We start from the raw sequence: 19,342 nt of genomic DNA on the forward strand, positions 1-19,342 counted from the left end.
TCCGGGACCGGTCCAGACAACGGTTCGATCAGAGACGCGCCTGGAAACCGGCAATGTCATCCGGTGCGGAATACAGACCATCGCGGTTGTAGATATCATCGCGGAACTGGATGACACCGTCCGCCGTCGACCAGGCAGTGATGTAGGTCAGATAGAGCGGAATGCTCGACTTGAGCCGCACATCCTCGCGCTCGCCCACGCGGATCATCTCGTCAACCCGTGAACGGTTCCAGTCCGGCGTGGTGGACTGCAAAAGCCAGGTCACGAGCTCCTTGACGTTCTGCACGCGTACGCAACCGGATGAGTGGAAGCGGTAATCACTGCCAAACAGTGATTTCGAAGGCGTATCATGCAGATAGACTTGGTGCTGGTTGTGGAAGTTGATTCGGACGCTACCGAGAGAGTTGATCTCGCCCGGCTCCTGACGGAACTGATATTTTATCGCTTCTTCCGTGTTCCAGTCGATCTGCTGCCAGCTGAGCTCATTGCCCTTCCAGTCGAAGATCCGGATCTTGTTCTTGGCCAGATACTGAGGATCTTCCTTCATCTTCGGGATCAGGTCCTTGCGGATGATCGAGACTGGGACGGTCCAGTAGGGGTTAAAGTTCAGTTCGTAGATCTTGCTGTTGAGGATCGGTGTCTGGCGGTCAATCTTGCCAACCACTGCGTTGTGGCGCGAGCGGACGTGGCCGTTTTCAACGGCTTCGATCTCGGCGGCAGGTATGTTGACCATCACGTAACGGTCGCCGAGGAACCCTGACATGGCACGCAAGCGTATCAGGTTGGTCTCAAGCTGGCGCAGACGCACTTCTGCGGGGACATTGAGCGCTGTCACAGTGGATTTGCCCAAAACACCGTCAGGAATCAGACCGTGGCGCATCTGAAAACGGCGCAGCCCTGCGTCGACGTAGGAATCGAACGTGTTGGAAAGGCCGGCGGTCTGTTCGAGATCGCCAGAGGCCATCAGACGCTTGCGCAGTTCAAGAACGCGCGCATCCTTTGCGCCGATACGCAGCGGGCGCTTGCCGACATCGCTGACCCGGCCCCAGCCGCCCAGCTGCACAATCCGTGAATAATGGTCGATGGCAACGGAGATGTAATTTGCCGTTTCGGGTGAAAGCGTCGGGTTCGACGACTTCATCGCCTGCAGCGATTCCATCGTCGCATCGAAACGATCTTCCCACTCAACACGCTGCTGATGCTGGCGCAGAGCCTGAAGAGGCGATTCTGCCTGGGCAACGGATGCAGCTCCGAGGCCGATGATCATCGAAGACAGCATGGTGCCACAGACGGCGAACCTGCCGAGGCTGCCCTTTCCGCCAAAACGCGCGGCTTTTGCCACAGCAGAGCGCAGCAGTTCGGGACGGAAATCAAAAGATCGGCCAAGATTCATCATCGTGCACATCACCAGTCGAAATTCGAAGCTAGGAACTTATGTGCTGCCTAGCATTATCTTGCTTAACAAAATGGCGTCAAAAAAGGCCAGCTGGGCACATCATCTTCGCACAATCCGCTTAACCAAGCCATTTCAATGTGTCCAGATCATGTCGCAGTGCCACAATTGAGCTCTGACGAAACGCATCCGCAGGCAAATTTTGGTCAAGCGGGCGATTTCCATCCCACCCGGCACAAGGCTGATGGCAGAACGAGGAACGCCGTCCCAGTTTACCCGGAACGGCGTTTCTCGTCATCTGGATCTGTCGCTAAATTTTAGAGACGATACAAGATCTGGTCGGTCCAGAAGCGTTCCAGACGGCGGAGAGACTTGTTCAAGGAAACAAAGTCTTCCGGTCCGATCTCGCCCACCTGCTCCACCGACAGCATGTGACGCTCGTAAAGATCGTTGACGATCCTTGCGACTTCCTGGCCCTTGTCGGTCAGGGAGACACGGACCGAACGGCGGTCCATGCGCGAACGCTGATGGTGAATGTAACCGGTCTCGACCAGTTTCTTCAGATTGTAGGATACGTTTGACCCCAGGTAATAGCCGCGTGTCCGCAGCTCGCCTGCCGTCAGTTCGGCGTCGCCGATGTTGAATAGGAGCAGAGCCTGCACGCTGTTCACATCGGACCGGCCCATACGGTCAAACTCATCCTTGATAACATCGAGGAGTCGACGATGCAGCCGCTCAACGAGCGTCAGCGCTTCCAGGTAGAGCGGTTTGATTTCCGTCTCCCCTTCGCCCTGTACCACTGCATCGACTGCCCTTGTTGCGGTGATCATATGTTTGCGCCTCTATATACCTGTCACTCGGTGGATATTTTTCCCACCTTGATCATCACAGTACACAGACGCTTCTAAAATCCGCTTAAGAGACACGCTGAATCAGAAGTTAAATGTTTTCAGGCGTTTGTCCAAAGGCTTGAAACATTTGATTCATGATGTTCCGCGCAGGTATTTCACTATACCAGAGAAGTCGACACCCTCACCGCCCGAGTTGCAGAAGAGGGAGTAAAGCGCGGCAGCCTGCGCGCCGAGCGGTGTCGCGGCTCCAGAAGAATGCGCCGCGTCCTGGGCCAGCTTCAGATCCTTGAGCATCATTTCAGCCGCAAAGCCGGGCTGGTAATCCCGGTTCGCGGGTGAGGATGGCAATGGTCCCGGGACGGGACAATAGGACGTCAACGCCCAGCACTGGCCCGAAGCGGTTGAGGAAATGTCGAAAAGTTTCTGCGGATCGAGACCAAGTCGTTCAGCAAGGACGAAGGCTTCGCTGACGCCAATCATCGAAATGCCGAGGATCATGTTGTTGCAGATCTTGGCGGCCTGCCCCGTTCCCGCGTCGCCAGCATGAACAATCGTCTTGCCCATGATGTCCAGAAACGGCTTGGCGGCAGCAAATGCATATTCGGGTCCGCCGACCATGAAGGTAAGAGTTCCTGCCGTCGCACCGCCGACGCCGCCGGACACGGGCGCGTCGACCATCGGCATGTCCTTGTCAGCGGCTGCGGCCGCGACAACGCGGGCGCTGTCGACATCGATTGTGGAGCTGTCGATCAAGAGCGTACCGGGACGTGCGTTGTCGAGGATGCCGCCTTCGCCCTGATAGATCTTGCGCACATGGGCGCCGGCGGGAAGCATGGTGACAATCACATCGGCGCCTTCGGCAAGATCGGCAAGGCTCTCGGCACGGCTTCCACCTGCGGCCTCGAGCGCAGCCAGTGCTGCCTCGGACAGATCAAAGCCGCAGACCTTGTGGCCCGCCTTGACCAGGTTGGCAGCCATGGGGCCGCCCATATTGCCAAGTCCGATGAAACCGATGTTCGTTGCCATGTTTTCCTCCCGATGGCGAATGACTGAAAACCCGGCTCAAGGGCCAGGACGAAAATGATTCTGACGCCCCCCCTGCTAATTGGTGCGGTTTTCACGCTCCATCAGGTACATGAGCAGGAGATAGATGGCGATCGTCAGAATGTAGAACGAGATCTCATAAGGTCGGCGCCCATAGATATCGGAAAAGAGGGAATGCATCACGATCTGGCTCATGGCGCGAAAGAGCCACATCACCGTCCCCCATGACACAGCCAGCCAAAGGCCCGTCGCCGCCACAAGATCGAGCACGGCGAAAAAGACGGTTGCCGCCTGCCACTCGATCGGCATGTCCCAGAACCACAGGCCGCGCCAGGGCACAAAGCCGACGATGCGCGCCCAGTGGATGATGCCCCCCCCGACCAGAAGCAGCGCAATGCCTCTGAGATACCAGATCAGGACCGTGCTCCACGGCGGGCGCGTTTGTATAAGGTCCTGGAAGCTGGTGATCATGGCCGGATCCGATCAGGTCAGTGGAAGGTCGCCTGTTGTGGGCTCTTCGAAATACGCCTGCAGAGCGGCGCTGTCTACCTGATCCAACTGATCAGGTTGCCATTTTGGCGCATGATCCTTGTCCACAAGCACAGCCCGAACCCCTTCAAAGAAGTCATGACCCTGAAGAACCTCGCTGACAATGCGGTACTCGAGTTTCATGCAGCCGTTAAAGTCCAGGGAAGCACCACGGCGCATCTGCTCAAAGGCAAGATGCACGCTGGTCGGAGACTTAGAACGGATGGCAGCGGCGGTCTTTGCCGCGAATTCCTCACCCGAAGCGTCAAGCTGCTCCATAATTGCGTGCACCGAGTCGGCAGAAAAGGCCGATTCGATCAGATCTGCATGTTTCATCAATTCAGAGACGCCAGGGTCGACGGCATATGCCTTGATTGCTGCATCGACGTCGTCACTCGTTTCAAGCGCCTTCAAAAGCGCCCCGACGCTGTCGCGTTGAATACAGTGGGTCAGGACACCGGTCTGACAAGCGTCAGCCTGCTTCAGGCGCCCGGCACTCATGGCGCAATAGGTGCCGGTGAAGCGTGGCATGCGCGGCAGAAAGAATGTGCCTCCAACGTCCGGGAAGAAACCGATGCCGGTCTCCGGCATGGCGAACATCGTGAATTCGGTGCCGACGCGATGACTTCCATGAGCAGAAAGACCGACACCACCGCCCATGACGATGCCGTCAATCAGTGAGATGTAGGGCTTGGGGAATGCCTTGATCTGCGCGTTCAGCAGATACTCATCGCGAAAGAACTCTGGAAGACCAGCCTCTCCTGCAAGCTTCATGTCGTAGATCTTGCGGATGTCTCCGCCGGCACAAAAGGCTTTTTCCCCTGCTCCGGCCAGGCTCACATGGCGCACGCTGTCATCGTCGGCCCATTCCGTCAGCTTTGCCGACAGTGCGGTAACCATCGGGTGGTTGAGTGCATTGAGCGCCTTGGGGCGATTGAGCGTCACAACGCCGGCAAAGCCGCGCTGTTCGAAGAGAATGTCGTCAGTCAAGGGCGTGGCCTCCTGGTGATCCGAATTTTCATCAATGTAGTGAGCCCAATCAGTCTGCCAGAAGCTGGCGGGCGATAATGACGCGCATGATTTCGTTTGTGCCCTCCAGAATCTGATGCACGCGGACGTCGCGCAAGTAGCGTTCGATCGGATAATCGCGCAGATAGCCATATCCGCCGTGAAGCTGCAGCGCTTCGTTGACCACCTTGAAGCCGGTATCAGTCGCCAAACGCTTCGCCATGGCCGCCATCTTGGTGGCATCCACAGCCTTCCCGTCGACAAGGCCGGCGGCCTTGTGGAGCAGCAACCGTGCAGCCTCGAGCTCGGTCGCCATGTCCGCGAGGCGGAACTGCAAGGCCTGAAACTCTGCCAGGGCCTTGCCGAATTGCTTGCGCTCCTTCAGATAGGCTGTCGAACGATCGAGACAGGTCTGGGCGGCGCCAAGCGAACAGGCACCGATGTTGATGCGGCCGCCGTCGAGACCTGCCATGGCGATCTTGAAGCCTTCACCTTCAGCACCAAGCCGGTTTGCCTTGGGTACGCGGCAGTCCTGAAAGTTGACTTGGGCAGTTGGCTGGCTCTTCCAGCCGAGCTTTACCTCCTGCGCCCCGAAGGACAAGCCGGGCGTATCCTTGTCGACCACGACACAGCTGATGCCCTTGGGCCCTGCTCCGCCCGTCCGCACCATGGTGACGTAAACATCGCTGACGCCACCGCCGGAAATGAACGCCTTGGAGCCATTCAAGACATAGTGATCGCCGTCATCGCGCGCCGATGTCCTGAGGCTGGCCGCGTCCGACCCGGATCCCGGCTCGGTCAGGCAGTAGCTGGCGAACCTTGTCATGGAGCACAGATCTGGCAGGTAGGCTTGGCGCAGCTCTTGCGAGCCATAGGTGTCGATCATCCAGGCGCCCATATTGTGAATGGAGATATAGGCGGCCGTCGATGTGCAGCCCTTTGCCAGTTCCTCGAATATGATCGCCGCGTCCGTGCGCGTCAGGGACGACCCACCAACGTCCTCGCGCACGTAGATGCCGCCAAATCCAAGAGACGCCGCCTGACGAAGGGTCTCCTCGGGGAAATACGCCTTTTCATCCCACTCTCGGGCATAGGGTTCCATTTCGTCGCGCGCAAAGGCCGAAGCCATGTCGCGAAACGCACGCTGATCCTCACTGAGGGAAAAATCCACGGCTAGTCCTCCCATGAATGGACCCGCGTTGGCCGCAAGATCCGAAATCCTCCTACTACAAGCGATTAAGCTGTTTTGACGTAAACGTCAAACAGATCAAAAAATCCAAATATATCAGTATCTTTATTTATACCCTTCAACTCGCAACACCTGGAAGAGGCGGTTTGCAGCAGACCTTGGCCATATTACCTCTCTTTGGATTCAGGAGAGTTCCAGCAACGCTCAAAAGCCTCCCGCCCCTGTCAATTTCAACGATTTATATTATTATTTACAACTTTCACTCGCAAATTGTGTTGGAGTTTCGTCACGCCATTTGGCATACGCGCTGACGCCTCGTTGCGGAGCAAAAAATGAAAAATACAAATCGCACGGATGCGACAATATCCCGGCTAAAAGCCGGGTTTCTGGACCTCTCTGGGCGTTTTGAACAGAATGCATACTTTATCGCAGCTCACAGAAGCTTGGCACTGTCGCTGCCCCTGATCATGCTCGGGGCCATCGCCCTGCTGCTGAGGAACCCACCGTTTCCCCAATTCGGTTTCCTCAAGAGTCCTCACTTCGCGACCTTTTGCAATGCTCTGATCGACAGTAGTTTTGGCATCGCGGCACTGGTGGTACTGATCGGCTTCTCGATCACCCTGGCGAACCTTCAACCGCGCAAGCCGGGGCAATTGCGCGCAAACTCTGCGTTGACGGCGATGGTCGTTGTGGCCTGCTTTTTCGTGATAGTCGCACCGGACGGTGACGCTGGGTTCGTTGAAGTCCTGTCCGTTCGCAACAACATTCTCACCGCGCTGGCAACCTCTGCCCTGGCGAGTTGGTTGCTGTTCAGGCTGTCGCAGATCCGCGCCCTTCGCCTGCCTGTCGGCGCCTTCGGGCATGATCCACTTATCGGCGATGTGTTTCTGCTGATGCCGGCCGCCATGGCGACAATCGTGATTTTCTGCATCGCCAAGATGTTATTGATGATCAGCATTGTACCCGGACTCGAGGCCTTGTTCGCAAGCTTTCTGGCGTCCATTCCGGCAACCTCAGACGACCAGTTGATCTTTTCGCTGCTCTATGAGTTCTCCGTCCAGGTGCTTTGGTTTTTCGGCCTTCACGGACCCAACATCCTTTCCCCTGTGCATGAAGTCGTTTTCGACCAGGCCGCTGCGGCAAACTCTCTGGCCGCGCGCGCGGGGACGCCGCCGCCCTATATTCTGACCGCGCAGTTCTTTGACTTCTTCACCCGCATGGGCGGCTCAGGAAGCACCCTTTGCCTCATTCTCGCGTTGGTGATCGCAGGAAGAACGGCTACGAGCCGAAAGTTCGCTTTCATCGCCCTGGTACCGGCCCTGTTCAACGTCAACGAGCCGTTGATGTACGGGATCCCTCTTGTACTCAATCCGCTCTATGTCATCCCCCTGATCACGACACCTTTGGTCCAGGCCATCACCGCCTTTACTGCAATCGACCTGGAACTTGTGCCCCGCATAACCAAATTTGCCACGTGGACGACACCGGTCTTTGCCAGTGGCTACCTGGTCACAGGCTCCATCGCGGGCGCATTGCTGCAGGTCTTCAGTTTGGTGATTGGAACCTTGATCTACATGCCCTTCGTTCGTCTATCGGAGCAAGCCGGAATGATGCGGCAGCTCAAGCTTCTGCAATCATTGCAAAAGCAATCTGAAGCTCAGAACGCTCCATTTCCTGGCGCCCACCTTCTGGACATGCATGGCCCCGAAGGGCGACTGGCCACGACATTGGCCCGTGATCTCGACGAAGCACTGAAGAGCTCCGAGCAGCTGTTTCTTGAGTATCAGCCGCAAATCAATGTCAAGAACCGCGAGGTTTCGGGTACGGAAGCCTTGCTGCGGTGGGAGCACCCGTCTCTTGGCCGGATTGCGCCGCCCCTGATCATCGCATTGGCCGAAGAAAGCGGGCATCTGGACGAGCTCGGCTTCCATATCCTGCGGCAAGCTTGCGCGAAACGCGCCGAGTGGAGCCACTGGCTTGCAGAGGAATGCACACTCGCCGTCAATGTCTCGCCACGCCAGCTCAGCAACCCTGACTTCTGCGAGAAGGCGCTCGGCATCATTCGGGAAAGTGGCCTGACACCCCGGCAGGTCGAACTGGAGATCACCGAAACCAGCGCCTTGCTCCCGGACAAACGCGCTGTGCTGACGCTTCATGAGCTTCGGATCGCTGGCGTCAGGATCGCCCTGGATGACTTCGGCATGGGGCACACATCGATCCACTATCTCAAGGAATTGCCTCTCGACACGATCAAGATCGACCGGTCGCTGACGAATGTTGCCCTGAACAAAGCAAACGAGTTGATCGTCAAGAGCATTCTGGAACTTGGCGTATCCATGAACATCTCGGTCATGGTGGAAGGCATCGAGGAAGAGGAACAGCTTGAGAGATTCATGTCGCTCGGCTGCACGGTCTTTCAAGGCTACTTCTTCAGCAAGCCGATGCCAGCTTTCGCATTTCCGTCTTTTGCCCAGTCGCTTTACATGGAAGACGCCAAGGCGACCAAGAGTGCACCGGCCTGAGACCCGAGCGATTTCTGCATCGCTTGCATCGGGCTGCAAGCCTGGCGAACAGCAATGCTTGAGCCCGGCTCACTTGACTTCGATGGCCCCCTCGCGCCATTGAGGTCGTAAGGTCGCGCGGAACAAGCGTTCTCGCCATGCACTCGTCCAGCTAGGAACACACATATGTCTTCGTCTTCCCGCCGCCCGTCGATCACATCCGAAACCATGGATGAGATCCTTGGTGGTCGCCGCATGCGCCGCAACAGGGGCACAGACTGGAGCCGACGGCTGGTGCGTGAAACGGTATTGACGGTTCATGACCTCATCTGGCCGATCTTTGTGGTCGAGGGCACGGGTGTGCGTCAGCCAGTGGCCTCCATGCCCGGTGTCGAGCGCCTGTCTGTAGACGAGGTCGTCAAGGACGCGGTGAAAGCAGAGAGTCTTGGCATTCCGGTCCTCGCGCTCTTCCCCTACACGGAGGATGCGCTTCGCGACACGCATGGAAGCGAGGCCCTGAATCCGCAGAACCTTGTCTGCCGCGCTTGCCGGGAGATCAAGAAACTCGGGTTGAACATCGGCCTGATGACGGATGTCGCACTGGACCCCTACACCAGCCACGGGCACGACGGGCTTCTGGACGGAGAAACCATCCTCAACGACGAGACGGTTGACCAGCTCTGCCGCCAGGCCCTGAACCAGGTCGAGGCAGGATCCGACATCATCGGGCCTTCAGACATGATGGACGGCCGAGTGGCGGCCATTCGCGGTTCGCTCGACAACGCTGGCCTGCGGCACACCCAGATCATGGCCTATACCGCCAAATACGCGTCTGCCTTCTACGGCCCGTTTCGGGATGCGATCGGAACCAACGCCACCCTGATCGGCGACAAGCGCACCTACCAGATGGATTGCGGTAATACGGATGAAGCAATCCGCGAAGCCGAACTGGACATCTCCGAGGGCGCGGACATGATCATGGTGAAACCGGGACTGCCTTATCTGGACATCGTCTGCCGCCTCAAGGAAAGCTTCCGGATGCCGACCTATGCCTATCAGGTATCAGGTGAATTCGCGATGATCGAAGCAGCCAGCGCCAACGGCTGGATCGATGGAGAGCGTGCGATGCTAGAAAGCCTGATGGCTTTCAAACGCGCAGGTGCCGACGGCATCCTCACCTATTTCGCACCGCGGGTGGCAAAGCTGCTGACTGAACGCACATGAGTGATGCTTTTTCCCATTCCGATCCGGCGCAAGTCACGATCGACGGCATCCGCAAGGCGGCTGATCTCATCAGCGGCGCGGTCCTCAAGACGCCCTGCCTGCCCGCTCCGCGCCTGTCGCGACTGACCGGCGCCGATGTCTATGTGAAATACGAGAACATGCAGGTCACCGGCGCCTTCAAGGAACGCGGGGCGCTGGTCAAGCTTTCCAGTCTGAGCGAGGCCGAGCGCAAACGTGGCGTGATCGCAGTTTCCGCCGGAAACCACGCCCAAGGGGTTGCCTATCATGCCGGGAGACTGGGCATACCGGCGACGATCGTCATGCCGGCCCTTACCCCTTTTGTGAAAATCTCCGCGACACGCGACTATGGCGCGGAGGTGGTTCTGATCGGCAACACGCTTGCGGAAGCCAAGGCCGAGGCAGACAGGCTCGCCGATGAAAAGAATCTCGTCTGGGTACATCCATACGATGATGCCCACGTCATTCACGGTCAGGGCACCATCGCCCTCGAAATGCTCGAAGCCCAGCCGGATCTCGACACGCTCGTCATTCCGGTCGGAGGCGGTGGACTGATCTCCGGCATGGCCGTCGCGGCAAAGGCAATCAAGCCAGGCATTGAAGTCGTGGGCGTGGAAACCGTCCTCTATCCAGGCATGTGGGGCGCCATGCACGGCAAGGACGTTCGGTGCGAGGGCGCGACAATCGCTGAAGGTATTGCCGTGCGCGATATCGGTCTGCTGACCACCGAGGTGGTCAAACAGACAGTCGACGAGATCATCCTTGCCAAGGAAAGCACGATCGAGCAGGCTATCAACGCTTACCTGACGCTCCTGCGAACCATTGCCGAAGGCGCCGGTGCAGCCGGGCTTGCCGGAATGCTGACTGACCCTGATCGCTTTGCCGGCAAGCGTGTTGGCCTAGTGCTGTGCGGTGGCAACATTGACCCTCGTCTCTTGTCAAAAATCGTGGTCAGGGAGCTGGCACGCGATGGACGGCTGGTCTCCATTCGCATCGACACGCCGGACCGTCCCGGCGTCCTGGGCGAGATCGCTACCACCATCGGAGACATGCAGGGCAATGTGGTCGACGTTGCCCATCATCGGCTGTTCCTGAACGTTCCGGCCAAGGGCGCAACCCTTGACGTTACCTTTGAGGCGTTTGACAGACCTCATGGCGAGGAAATCGTCACTGCCCTTCGGCAGCGTGGATTTACGGTCCGTCACCTTGAAATCGGCGAGCGGATGGACTGACGAAGAGCAGCCTCCGATTTGCAATTTGCCGGGAACACCCCCAGATCAAGGGTTGAATACAAACGGAGACCTGCACATGTCCGCCGACTTTTCCAATGCCGACGAACGCCGCGATGCCTTTGACCCGCTTGTGCAGCCCGAATTGTTCGAGGGTGTGCGAACCCGCCGGATCTTTGCATTCCTGATCGATGCGATCGCCGTTGCGATCCTGTTCCTGCCCGCAGCTGTGCTGGTTTTCTTTCTTGGCATTTTCACGCTTGGCCTTGGCTGGCTGTTGTTTGCAGTGCTCAGCCCGCTCCTGCCTATCGCCTACACGGCCTTTACACTTGGCGGACGAAATGCGGCAACGCCGGGAATGCGCGCGATGGGGCTTGAGATGCGCCTGTGGTATGGCGCGCGTCCCTACCCGCTGCTGGCGGCCGTCCACGTCATCCTTTTCTGGTTTTCCATATCGCTTTTGACACCCCTGATCTTGCTGATTTCACTGTTCTCGGATCGCAAACGGCTGCTGCATGACATTGTGCTGGGCACACTTGTGATGAATTCCGAGGCTTTGCGCCGCTAAACCGCTCCGACGGGTATGAGATTTCACATTCGCTGGTGAACAAGCGAGTTGGTTCTTTCACTTGCGGTCACCGATGCTCTAAGCTGCTGACCTTGGGCTTCGGCCAGGATCGCAACGGGCTGGTGAATGCTGGTAATTGATTTCCCCATGGCACTGACCTTTCTGGTCCTGGTGTCCACGGTCGTTCTTTATGCAACCGAGCGCTACGCCATAGAGGTCATCGCGCTCGGGTCGGTTGTCGCCTTCATGGCGATTTTTACGATTTTTCCAGTCGAGGTGGACGGAACGCCGATCGTTCCGGCTGATTTTCTCGTCGGCTTTTCAAACTCGGCGCTCATAACGGTGATCTGTCTTTTGATCATTGGCCAGGGCCTGTTTCAGACCGACGCGCTTGAATATCCCGCCAAGGTAATTGTGCGCTGGAGCCGTGGTCGGTCGCATATGGCGACCGTGCCGGTTCTGCTGGCAGTGGCCGTCCTGAGCGCCTTTTTGAACAATACACCCGTCGTCGTCATGTTCCTGCCGATCCTGAGCGCGGTTGCCGCGACGATGGGACAGTCGTCTTCCCGTGTTCTGATGCCGCTTTCCTTCATCGCGATTCTTGGTGGCATGACCACATTGATCGGGTCGTCCACGAACCTTCTGGTCGCCAATTTCGCGGCCCAGACATCAGATATCAGGCTGAGTTTTTTCAGCTTCACTGCCATCGGCCTGCTCATGGCAGGCACGGGCGCCATCTATGTGCTGTTCCTCATGCCGCGCCTGCTCAAGCCGCGCAAGACAATGGCTGACGAAATCCAGGGAGCCTCCGGCAAGCAGTTCATCGCCCAGATCAACATCACCTACGGACACCCGCTTGTGGGTGTCGAGTCCGTTTCAGGCATGTTTCCAGCGCTCAAGGACATGACTGTCCGACTGGTCCAGCGCGGCGAGAAGCCCCTGCTGCCGCCCTTTGAGAATGTGGTTCTCTCACCTGGTGACACGGTGATTGTTGCCGCGACCAGGACAGCCCTTGCTAATGCCCTTTCAAGGCGTCAGCCCCTGCTTGACACGGAAACCACAGGCCAGACAGACAATAGCGAAGCCGCAGGCACACCACCAGGATCCATGACCTTGTCCGAAGTGGTCATCGCTCCTGCATCACGGTTGATGGGGCGTACTTTGCTCCAGTCCGGTTTCCACGCGGAAACCGGCTGTGTGGTCATGGGTATCCAGCGCCGGAGCCGCATGCCGCGAATGGCCATGAACGACATGCGACTGGAAGCCGGCGATGTTCTTCTGGTCGCCGCGAGTGCAGAGCAGATCGCGCGGCTCCGTGGCAACCGTGACGTCCTCCTGCTCGACTGGTCGACCGCGGAGGTCCCACGCCGTGTCTATGCCCCACGCGCCCTGGCCATTTTCGGCGTTGTCGTCGCTCTGGCCGCTTTCGGCCTTGTGCCGATAGTCGCAGCCGCAACCGCTGGCACATTTGCCATGGTCGCGTCGGGGTGTTTGAACATCCGGCAAGCGATGCGGGCCATCGACAGCCGGATCTTCATGCTGGTCGGAGCCTCGCTCGCCGGTGCCGTTGCGCTTCAGGCAACGGGTGGAGCCAGCTTCATCGCAACCGGCCTGGTCGCGTTGCTCGAGGGGAGCTCCCCGTCCGTGATGCTCTCCGCCCTATTTCTGATTGTCATGATTTTGACCAATTTCCTGTCAAACAATGCGGCTGCAGTACTGTTTACGCCGATCGCCGTTGATATTGCCAATCAAACAGGACAATCGCCGGAAGCATTTATTGTCTGTCTGATCTTTGCGGCAAACTGTTCCTTTGCCACGCCGATCGGATACCAGACAAACCTGATCGTCATGGGTCCGGGCCACTATCGTTTCTCGGACTTTCTGAGGGCCGGCACGCCTCTGGCGATCCTCTTGTGGCTGACCTTCTCACTGGTCGCGCCATGGTATTACGAGCTTTAGGCCGCCCTTGGGAGAGTAACGAGGACACGTGACGCGCCACCCGACGGACCATCCTCAGTTTTACCTGACCGCTCCGGCGCCCTGCCCCTATCTGGACGGGAAACAGGAACGGAAGGTGTTCACGCACCTGATCGGACAGCACGCCCCTTCACTCAATGACGTCCTTACCCACGGCGGTTTCCGGCGCAGCCAGAATATCGCCTACCGGCCAGCTTGCGAAAATTGCCGCGCCTGTATCTCTGTGCGCGTTCGCGTTGACGACTTCGAATGGACCAAATCCCTCAAGCGCCAATGGAAGCTGGGCAAGGATGTTGTCGGCGCACGGCTGCCGCCTGCCCCCTCGGCCGAGCAATATGACCTGTTCCGCTCCTATCTGACCGAGCGCCACGAAGATGGCGGCATGACGGAGATGAGCGTCCTGGACTATGCGATGATGGTGGAAGACACGCATGTCGAGACCATGGTCCTGGAATACCGCAAAACCGGCCCGGACAGCTTTATCACCGGCGTTGGCGAGGGACCGCTTCTGGGTGTCGCCCTGACCGATCAGCTCGCTGATGGCCTTTCGATGGTCTATTCCTTCTACGATCCGGAAGTGACCGGCGTAGGCCTCGGAACCTACATGATACTTGACCACATACAGCGAGCCCGGCGCTTGGGCCTGCCCTATGTCTATCTGGGGTACTGGGTCGAGGGATCGCCCAAGATGGCCTACAAGGCGCGTTTTCAACCACAGGAACACCTGGGTCCTGAAGGTTGGGCGCTTTCAACCGGCGAATAAAACCAGTGACCGCGCCGTGTCACATCGCGCGAAGCGGCAGTTTCTAGGCTTCAGGCAGGAATTCTCGAATGTCTGAAAAAACGGACCGGAACATTTCGGTCGTCAGTCGGCCGGTATTCGTGTTGTAGCGCGAGCAGTGATAGCTGTCGAACATCACCAGATTGCGAACACCCAGCTCATGGCGTGCACCGTGGCCGAAAGCAAAGCTTGCCCGGCGCAGTTCCATCGCGGACAGGAAGGTCTCATGCGCAATACGGCCCAGGGCAAGGACTGCGCGAATGCTGGGATTGTCATCAAGAGTAGACAGGAGAAACGGACGGCAGGCCTTGATCTCCGCGCCCGTCGGCTTGTTCTGCGGAGGCAGGCAGCGCACCGCGTTGGTAATCATCGCATCGCGCAGCCGAAGGCCGTCATCCTGCCGGGCCTCGTATTGACCGGTCGCGAAGCCGAAATCGAGCATCGTCTCATAGAGAAGATCACCGGCGTAATCGCCGGTGAAGGGCCGGCCGGTGCAATTCGCACCGCGCATGCCCGGCGCCAGGCCCACGATCAGAAGACGCGGATCTGGCGACGTGAAAGAGGGGACGGGTGCGTTGAACCAATCAGGGTGCTGCGCGTTCATCTCCTCGCGAAAGGCGACCAGTCGCGAGCAAAGGCCGCAATCAAGCGGCGGATCGGTGGGCACCGTCCCCAACATCACATCAGATCTCAGTAGTCGTCATCTTCATCGTCGATGTCATCCGCGACGGGTGCAGGACGGACAGGGCGTTCGGACGGATCGCGGCCAATCTTGTTGGCAAGTGTCGACAGGTCGATGAAGTGATCAGCCTGGCGGCGCAGATCATCGGCAATCATCGGCGGCTGCGTCTTGAGGGTCGACACAACACTGACCTTGCGGCCGCGGCGCTGAAGTGCCTCAACAAGATAGCGGAAGTCACCGTCGCCGGAGAACAGGACCACGTGATCAACCGTTTCGACGATCTGCATCGCATCAACAGCCAGTTCAATGTCCATGTTGCCCTTGACCTTCCGGCGGCCGGAAGAATCGACAAATTCCTTCACGGGCTTGGTGATGACCTTGTAGCCATTATAATCAAGCCAATCGATCAGCGGACGGATCGAAGAATATTCCTGATCTTCGATAAGCGCGGTGTAATAATAGGCGCGCAGCAAATATGCCTGCCCCTGAAATTCTCTTAAAAGCCGCTTGTAATCAATATCAAACCCGATCGCTTTCGCAGTCGAATACAGGTTTGCACCATCAATAAATAAAGCAACTTTTTCTCGTGCATCAAACATTATCGAGGGAACCTTTCTTGGTCTTATTGTTGTAGAGCCTCCCGGAGCAGCGATCAGAAAGGCGCATGCTTCTGCGCCTCGTGACCCACTATCACGCTGCATATAGTTCCGGCTGAGCCTGTTGACGACCCTCTAGCCTTGCTTTTTCTTTACCCGTCCGGTCGCAAACTTATTTTTGTTGCTGACCGATGTCTTTGCCCTACACTATCTACATCTGCTCAAGCAATCATTAAAGAGCCTGCAAGAAAGGGTTCTGCAAGGTTTTCGCCAGCAAAATGGATATCAAGCGCCTGCGACCTTTCTCGGGGGTTGCTTTCGCAAAGCCTGAACAGTATACGCTGGTCAATCAGGATCCCCAAACTATGGAGACGTCGTATGGCGCGCGTGACCGTCGAGGACTGCATCGACAAGGTCGAGAATCGTTTTGAGCTTGTGCTTCTGGCCGCTCATCGCGCTCGCATGATCTCGAGCGGTTCGCCGCTGACGCTGGATCGGGACAACGACAAGAACCCCGTTGTCGCCCTCCGTGAGATTGCCGAGCAGACCGTAAGCCCGGAAGACATGAAGGAAGACTTGATTCACTCCCTTCAGAAGTACGTCGAAGTCGACGAGCCGGAAGCAGAAGCTGTGCCGCTCGTGCCATCGAGCGCACCTCAGCCGACGACACAGGTCAATGCCGTGGACGATAGCGCCGTCGAATTCGACCGCATGTCCGAGGAAGACCTGCTACGCGGTCTCGAAGGTCTTGTTCCGCCGGAACGTTCGGACGATATTTGATCGCATTGATTGCGACACTCCAGGTGGCCGACTTCGGCCACCTGTTAAAACGGAGCGGCTCCGCTCCATGTGTTTCCCCGGCTATCATGTGAGTCGGTTTCGGCCATGATGCGCCAATATGAACTCGTAGAACGGGTTACCCGATACAATCCCGACGCGGACGAAGGTCTTTTGAACAAGGCCTATGTTTACGCGATGCAGAAGCATGGCCCGCAAACGCGTGCCTCTGGCGACCCCTATTTTTCCCATCCGCTCGAAGTTGCCGCGATCCTGACCGATTTGCATCTGGATGACGCGACCATTGCCGTCGCTCTCCTGCATGACACCATCGAGGATACCGACGCAACGCGGACGGAAATCGATACGCTGTTCGGCGAGGAAATCGGCAAGCTCGTGGACGGTCTGACCAAGATCAAGCGCCTTGATCTTGTCTCGCGAAAGGCCAAGCAGGCCGAAAACTTCCGCAAGCTGCTCCTCGCGATCGCTGACGATGTCCGGGTTCTGTTGGTCAAGTTGGCCGACCGCCTGCACAACATGCGCACGCTCTACCACATGCCCGAGCACAAGCGTGGACGCATCGCCGAAGAGACGATGGAAATCTATGCACCGCTGGCTGGGCGCATGGGCATGCATGACATGCGCGAAGAGCTTGAGGACATCGCCTTCAAGACGCTCAATCCGGATGCCTATGAGACGATTTCCGAGCGGCTTGCCGAGCAACGGGAAGACAATGCCGAGCTGATCCTCGAGATCGAACAGACGCTGACCGAGCGGCTCGCCGAAAGAGGCATGGCGGCGGTGGTCAAGGGCCGTGAAAAGCGGCCTTATTCGATCTTCCGCAAGATGCAGCAGAAGTCGCTCGGCTTTGAGCAGCTTTCAGACATCTACGGCTTTCGCGTGACGGTCGGAACACTGGAGGCCTGCTATCGGGTTCTCGGGGTCATTCACACAACCTGGCCAACGGTTCCAGGTCGCTTCAAAGACTATATCTCGACGCCGAAACAGAACGATTATCGCTCAATCCATACGACCATTGTCGGACCATCGCGCCAACGTGTCGAACTGCAAATCCGGACGATCACGATGGACCGCGTGGCGGAACTGGGCATCGCCGCCCATGCGCTCTACAAGGATGGAGAGACGGGCGGCCGCAACATTGCTCGCCATACCGAGGACTGCCGCGCCTACGAATGGCTGCGCCGCACGATCGATTTGCTCGCCGAAGGGGATACGCCGGAAGAGTTCCTGGAAAACACCAAGCTTGAACTCTTCCACGACCAGGTTTTCTGCTTCACTCCGAAAGGTCGTCTTATCGCCCTGCCCCGCGGTGCCACGCCGATCGATTTCGCCTACGCCGTCCATACCGGCATCGGCAACACCTGTGTCGGCTGCAAGCTGAATGGCAAGATCATGCCGTTGGTGACCGAGCTGCGCAATGGCGACGAAGTCGAGATCATCCGCTCAAAGGCACAGACCCCTCCCCCCGCCTGGGAAGCTATTGCGATCACCGGCAAGGCACGCGCGGCAATCCGCCGGGCCACTCGGGAATCCGTTCGCACACAATACGGTGCATTGGGCGAACATATTCTGAAACGCGCTTTCGCGCGCGCCGACAAAAGCTATTCCGAAGAGCTTCTCGAAACGGCACTTACCGAGCTCAACCAGGCCAGCACCGCAGACCTGCTGGCAGCTGTCGGCCGCGGCGATGTCAGCGCTCACCTGGTCCTCAAGTCCGCCCATCCCGATTATCAGGACGACAGGGCTGCCCAGGCCAGCCCCATGCCGGAAGAAGGCTGGTTCGGCCTGGAAAAGGGAGCGGGTCTCAAATTCCGCATTCCCGCCAATGAGCTAGACGACGCCGTCAAGGATCACGTAGCCAAGAACAATGACCCCTATGGGCCTGCCCTGCCGATCCGTGGGCTTTCGGGCGACATTCCGGTCAGCTTCGCACCAAATGGCGGCGCAGTGCCAGGCGACCGCATTGTCGGCATCTTGACAGCATCCGAAGGGCTCACGATCTATCCGATACAATCGCCTGCGCTGAAAGAATTTGATGATCAGAGCGAACGTTGGGTCGACGTTCGGTGGGATATCGATGTAGACAATCCCGAACGTTTCCCCGCAAGGCTTTCGATTTCGGCCGTCAACGAACCGGGTTCACTTGCATCCATCGCGCAAACGATTGGCGAAAACAGCGGGAATATCGATAATGTGAAAATGGTGCGCAAAGCACCAGACTTTCACCAGATGATCATTGATCTCGAGGTATGGGATCTGAAACACCTGAACCGGATCATCAACCAGCTCCGGTCAAGGGCCACAGTCTCCGGCGTTACGCGGGTGAACGGCTGAGGCAGGCAACCGGAGAGGAGCAGCCACAATCATGACGCGCGACGAAGTTCTGCAACAGTTTCGGGAAGCTGGTGCCATCATGGAAGGCCATTTCATCCTGTCATCCGGTCTTCGCAGCCCGACCTTTCTGCAAAAGGCACGCGTTTTCATGTATCCGGATCGAACGGAGATCCTCTGCAAGGCATTGGCCGAGAAGATCAAGACCTCCGATCTCGGCCAGATCGACTATATTATTTCTCCGGCAATGGGCGGGATCATTCCGGGCTATGAAACAGCCCGCCACATGGGCGTCCCGGCCATGTGGGTCGAGCGCGAGGGCGGTGAATTCCGGCTTCGCCGATTCGAGCTGCCCAAGGGCGCGCGCGTGATTGTGGTTGAGGATATCGTTTCAACAGGCCTTTCCAGCCGGGAAACAGTTACATCACTTAAAGACCTTGGCGCGAATGTGCTCGCTGTTGCCTGCCTGATAGACAGATCTGCAGGCGAAGCCGATGCGGGTGTCCCAATCATCGCCCTGGCGGACTACAAGGTTCCAGCCTACGAGGCCGACAAGCTGCCGCCCGAACTTGCGGCAATCCCGCCTGTGAAACCGGGAAGCCGCGGCCTCGCCTGACGGGCGGA

17 protein-coding genes are annotated in these 19,342 nt (G+C 57.9%); 9 read left to right on the forward strand and 8 right to left on the reverse strand.

Annotated features, from left to right (window positions below; translation table 11 throughout):
* Nucleotides 1-28 precede the first annotated feature (28 nt).
* The 6 genes from ABJZ52_RS21840 to ABJZ52_RS21865 form a co-directional block, all read right to left on the reverse strand.
* Nucleotides 29-1,267, reverse strand: coding sequence for a L,D-transpeptidase family protein (locus tag ABJZ52_RS21840; protein WP_348187172.1), 1,239 nt, complete (start codon nucleotides 1,265-1,267; stop codon nucleotides 29-31).
* Nucleotides 1,268-1,710: 443 nt separating this feature from the next.
* The gene (locus tag ABJZ52_RS21845; protein ID WP_153769594.1) at nucleotides 1,711-2,223 is read right to left on the reverse strand and encodes a winged helix DNA-binding protein; all 513 of its coding nucleotides are present in this window, start codon (nucleotides 2,221-2,223) and stop codon (nucleotides 1,711-1,713) included.
* 153 nt (nucleotides 2,224-2,376) lie between these two features.
* Nucleotides 2,377-3,270 (reverse strand): 3-hydroxyisobutyrate dehydrogenase, encoded by an 894-nt coding sequence (mmsB, locus tag ABJZ52_RS21850; protein WP_348186961.1) that lies wholly within the window; start codon nucleotides 3,268-3,270, stop codon nucleotides 2,377-2,379.
* A gap of 75 nt (nucleotides 3,271-3,345) precedes the next feature.
* Nucleotides 3,346-3,759: a DUF6163 family protein gene (locus ABJZ52_RS21855; protein ID WP_348186963.1), complete on the reverse strand. Its 414-nt coding sequence runs from the start codon at nucleotides 3,757-3,759 to the stop codon at nucleotides 3,346-3,348.
* Nucleotides 3,760-3,771: 12 nt separating this feature from the next.
* Nucleotides 3,772-4,806 carry an enoyl-CoA hydratase/isomerase family protein gene (locus ABJZ52_RS21860; RefSeq protein ID WP_348186965.1) on the reverse strand — a complete coding sequence of 345 codons (1,035 nt, stop codon included), beginning with the start codon at nucleotides 4,804-4,806 and terminating at the stop codon, nucleotides 3,772-3,774.
* A 49-nt stretch (nucleotides 4,807-4,855) separates the two neighbouring features.
* Complete coding sequence (locus ABJZ52_RS21865; protein ID WP_348186967.1) at nucleotides 4,856-5,995, reverse strand: acyl-CoA dehydrogenase family protein; 1,140 nt, start codon at nucleotides 5,993-5,995, stop codon at nucleotides 4,856-4,858.
* 350 nt (nucleotides 5,996-6,345) lie between these two features.
* Between ABJZ52_RS21865 and ABJZ52_RS21870 the strand changes: the two genes are divergently transcribed.
* From ABJZ52_RS21870 to ABJZ52_RS21895, 6 genes are all read left to right on the forward strand, one after another.
* Nucleotides 6,346-8,535, forward strand: a complete 2,190-nt coding sequence (locus ABJZ52_RS21870; RefSeq protein WP_348186969.1) for an EAL domain-containing protein — start codon at nucleotides 6,346-6,348, stop codon at nucleotides 8,533-8,535.
* A gap of 165 nt (nucleotides 8,536-8,700) precedes the next feature.
* Entirely contained in the window at nucleotides 8,701-9,738 is a 1,038-nt protein-coding gene (gene hemB, locus ABJZ52_RS21875; RefSeq protein ID WP_348186971.1) for a porphobilinogen synthase, read from the forward strand.
* A complete protein-coding gene (locus ABJZ52_RS21880; RefSeq protein ID WP_348186973.1) occupies nucleotides 9,735-10,988 on the forward strand; it encodes a threonine ammonia-lyase in 1,254 nt (417 codons plus the stop codon). Before hemB ends, ABJZ52_RS21880 begins: the two co-directional genes overlap by 4 nt.
* Nucleotides 10,989-11,064: 76 nt before the next feature.
* A complete protein-coding gene (locus ABJZ52_RS21885; protein WP_348186975.1) occupies nucleotides 11,065-11,553 on the forward strand; it encodes an RDD family protein in 489 nt (162 codons plus the stop codon).
* A 126-nt stretch (nucleotides 11,554-11,679) separates the two neighbouring features.
* Nucleotides 11,680-13,512, forward strand: coding sequence for an SLC13 family permease (locus tag ABJZ52_RS21890; protein WP_348186977.1), 1,833 nt, complete (start codon nucleotides 11,680-11,682; stop codon nucleotides 13,510-13,512).
* A 28-nt stretch (nucleotides 13,513-13,540) separates the two neighbouring features.
* The gene (locus ABJZ52_RS21895) at nucleotides 13,541-14,293 is read left to right on the forward strand and encodes an arginyltransferase (RefSeq protein WP_348186979.1); all 753 of its coding nucleotides are present in this window, start codon (nucleotides 13,541-13,543) and stop codon (nucleotides 14,291-14,293) included.
* A gap of 43 nt (nucleotides 14,294-14,336) precedes the next feature.
* Here ABJZ52_RS21895 and ABJZ52_RS21900 read toward each other — a convergent pair whose 3' ends face one another.
* Both ABJZ52_RS21900 and ABJZ52_RS21905 read right to left on the reverse strand, forming a co-directional pair.
* Nucleotides 14,337-14,990: a uracil-DNA glycosylase gene (locus tag ABJZ52_RS21900; RefSeq protein ID WP_348186981.1), complete on the reverse strand. Its 654-nt coding sequence runs from the start codon at nucleotides 14,988-14,990 to the stop codon at nucleotides 14,337-14,339.
* Between the two features lie 11 nt (nucleotides 14,991-15,001).
* Nucleotides 15,002-15,592: an NYN domain-containing protein gene (locus ABJZ52_RS21905; RefSeq protein ID WP_192107376.1), complete on the reverse strand. Its 591-nt coding sequence runs from the start codon at nucleotides 15,590-15,592 to the stop codon at nucleotides 15,002-15,004.
* A 375-nt stretch (nucleotides 15,593-15,967) separates the two neighbouring features.
* Between ABJZ52_RS21905 and rpoZ the strand changes: the two genes are divergently transcribed.
* The 3 genes from rpoZ to pyrE all read left to right on the forward strand — a co-directional run bounded on the left by rpoZ (nucleotide 15,968) and on the right by pyrE (nucleotide 19,334).
* The gene (rpoZ, locus tag ABJZ52_RS21910) at nucleotides 15,968-16,369 is read left to right on the forward strand and encodes a DNA-directed RNA polymerase subunit omega (protein ID WP_348186983.1); all 402 of its coding nucleotides are present in this window, start codon (nucleotides 15,968-15,970) and stop codon (nucleotides 16,367-16,369) included.
* A gap of 105 nt (nucleotides 16,370-16,474) precedes the next feature.
* The gene (locus ABJZ52_RS21915) at nucleotides 16,475-18,721 is read left to right on the forward strand and encodes a bifunctional (p)ppGpp synthetase/guanosine-3',5'-bis(diphosphate) 3'-pyrophosphohydrolase (protein ID WP_348186985.1); all 2,247 of its coding nucleotides are present in this window, start codon (nucleotides 16,475-16,477) and stop codon (nucleotides 18,719-18,721) included.
* A 31-nt stretch (nucleotides 18,722-18,752) separates the two neighbouring features.
* Nucleotides 18,753-19,334 (forward strand): orotate phosphoribosyltransferase, encoded by a 582-nt coding sequence (pyrE, locus tag ABJZ52_RS21920; RefSeq protein WP_348186986.1) that lies wholly within the window; start codon nucleotides 18,753-18,755, stop codon nucleotides 19,332-19,334.
* Nucleotides 19,335-19,342 lie beyond the last annotated feature (8 nt).

It is taken from the genome of Roseibium sp., assembly GCF_039982295.1.
Classification (GTDB): Bacteria; Pseudomonadota; Alphaproteobacteria; order Rhizobiales; family Stappiaceae; genus Roseibium.

Coding starts and splice junctions, on each gene's coding strand:
- rpoZ (WP_348186983.1), top strand. CDS start 15,968: ATGGCGCGCGTGACCGTCGAGGACTGCATCGACAAGGTCGAGAATCGT.
- ABJZ52_RS21905 (WP_192107376.1), bottom strand. CDS start 15,592: ATGTTTGATGCACGAGAAAAAGTTGCTTTATTTATTGATGGTGCAAAC.
- hemB (WP_348186971.1), top strand. CDS start 8,701: ATGTCTTCGTCTTCCCGCCGCCCGTCGATCACATCCGAAACCATGGAT.
- ABJZ52_RS21900 (WP_348186981.1), bottom strand. CDS start 14,990: ATGTTGGGGACGGTGCCCACCGATCCGCCGCTTGATTGCGGCCTTTGC.
- pyrE (WP_348186986.1), top strand. CDS start 18,753: ATGACGCGCGACGAAGTTCTGCAACAGTTTCGGGAAGCTGGTGCCATC.
- ABJZ52_RS21840 (WP_348187172.1), bottom strand. CDS start 1,267: ATGATCATCGGCCTCGGAGCTGCATCCGTTGCCCAGGCAGAATCGCCT.
- ABJZ52_RS21845 (WP_153769594.1), bottom strand. CDS start 2,223: ATGATCACCGCAACAAGGGCAGTCGATGCAGTGGTACAGGGCGAAGGG.
- ABJZ52_RS21855 (WP_348186963.1), bottom strand. CDS start 3,759: ATGATCACCAGCTTCCAGGACCTTATACAAACGCGCCCGCCGTGGAGC.
- ABJZ52_RS21870 (WP_348186969.1), top strand. CDS start 6,346: ATGAAAAATACAAATCGCACGGATGCGACAATATCCCGGCTAAAAGCC.
- ABJZ52_RS21880 (WP_348186973.1), top strand. CDS start 9,735: ATGAGTGATGCTTTTTCCCATTCCGATCCGGCGCAAGTCACGATCGAC.
- ABJZ52_RS21885 (WP_348186975.1), top strand. CDS start 11,065: ATGTCCGCCGACTTTTCCAATGCCGACGAACGCCGCGATGCCTTTGAC.
- ABJZ52_RS21915 (WP_348186985.1), top strand. CDS start 16,475: ATGATGCGCCAATATGAACTCGTAGAACGGGTTACCCGATACAATCCC.
- mmsB (WP_348186961.1), bottom strand. CDS start 3,270: ATGGCAACGAACATCGGTTTCATCGGACTTGGCAATATGGGCGGCCCC.
- ABJZ52_RS21890 (WP_348186977.1), top strand. CDS start 11,680: ATGCTGGTAATTGATTTCCCCATGGCACTGACCTTTCTGGTCCTGGTG.